Annotated in this window: 1 protein-coding gene and 1 pseudogene; one reads left to right on the forward strand and one right to left on the reverse strand. The window is 62.2% G+C overall.

The window, feature by feature from the left end; all coding sequences use genetic code 11:
- Positions 1-190, forward strand: a 190-nt coding sequence (locus tag ACIQMV_RS38820; protein ID WP_402597814.1) for a YncE family protein, incomplete at its 5' end; no start/stop codon positions are given.
- Between the two features lie 513 nt (positions 191-703).
- Here ACIQMV_RS38820 and ACIQMV_RS38825 read toward each other — a convergent pair.
- Positions 704-1117, reverse strand: a pseudogene (locus tag ACIQMV_RS38825) (IS5/IS1182 family transposase); the annotation flags it as partial.
- Between the last annotated feature and the right edge of the window lie 160 nt (positions 1118-1277).

The raw sequence follows: 1277 nt of genomic DNA on the forward strand, positions 1-1277 counted from the left end.
CGGACGCCGCGCCTACACCGCCAACGCCGGCTCGGACACAGTGTCCGTGATCGACACCACCACCAACCACACCGTAGGCAACCCCATCCACGTCGCCGGGTACCCGGTATGGATAGCACTCTCCCCCGACGGACACCGCGCCTACGCAGCCAACTCCGGCTCCGCCTCCATATCCGTGATCAAACTCTAACCCCCCACTCCACCCGCGAACGGCAAAACCAAACCAGCTCCGCCCGCGAACGGCAAAACCGAACCGGACACAGCAAACCGGACACCTACTTTCCCCTTGGGGCGGCAAACCCGAGCCGACCGCGGCGAGCCGGAGACCTTCGGCCGCCGGGCAGACACGACCGCAGCCCGACACCACCGGCCACCACCCCACCACATACCCCCCACCAAGCCATTGACCAGGGAAAACAAAGAGATTGACAGCAGTCCAGCCACACCACCAAGCTGAAATACCAAACCGGCAAACAAGGAGCAATCCATCCCAAACCAGAGGGAGAGCATCATGGCAACAAACACCCGCAAACACATCCGACACCTAGCCGGCGCGCTCTGCATCGCCGCACTCCTCACCGCAACAGCAGGCACAACAAACGCCGCAGCAACACCCCAGACAACAAAAACCACAACACAAACGACGAACACGGACTGCACAGGCCCCGCAAACCCACCCGGCTGCGTATAAAAGGGCATCTGATCAACATTCAGGCCTTGTGGGCGTGATACCCGTTTCGATTCGCCAGGTTGGGGTGGTTTCGCCGGTTACGCGTTCGGCGAGGGCGGAGATCACTGCGAGGCGGATCATGCTCTCGGGTTCGGGGCTGGTTTCGCAGTCGCGGGCGAGTCGGCGGCGCATCATGATCCATCCGAGGCTTCGTTCCACGACCCACCACCTGGGCAGAACGGAGAAGCCCTTGACCCGGGCATCGCGGGGGACGACGTCGACATCGATGCCGAGCCTCGCGCCGTGTTCGACGGCCTGGTTCTTGCAGCCGGCGTCGACCCACACCTTGCCTATCGTGGGATGGGTGGCTGCGCTGCGGGTCAGGAACTGTCTGCCGGCTTCGTTGTCGCAGACGCTCGCAGCGGTGACCATGACCAGCAGTAACAGCTCGAACCGGACAGCAGCTGTTAAGACAGAACGCGACAACACGCCACGCCGGCAACCGACTCTCCCACTGCATATTCGATGCAAGGTGCGTTAATCGGTCGATCCCGGGCGACTCACAAAACAGCTAAACCTGCGCATCAGCAGCACAAACGTCCCCTTA

This window comes from Streptomyces sp. NPDC091412, assembly GCF_044756885.1.
In the GTDB taxonomy this organism is placed as follows: Bacteria; Actinomycetota; Actinomycetes; order Streptomycetales; family Streptomycetaceae; genus Streptomyces.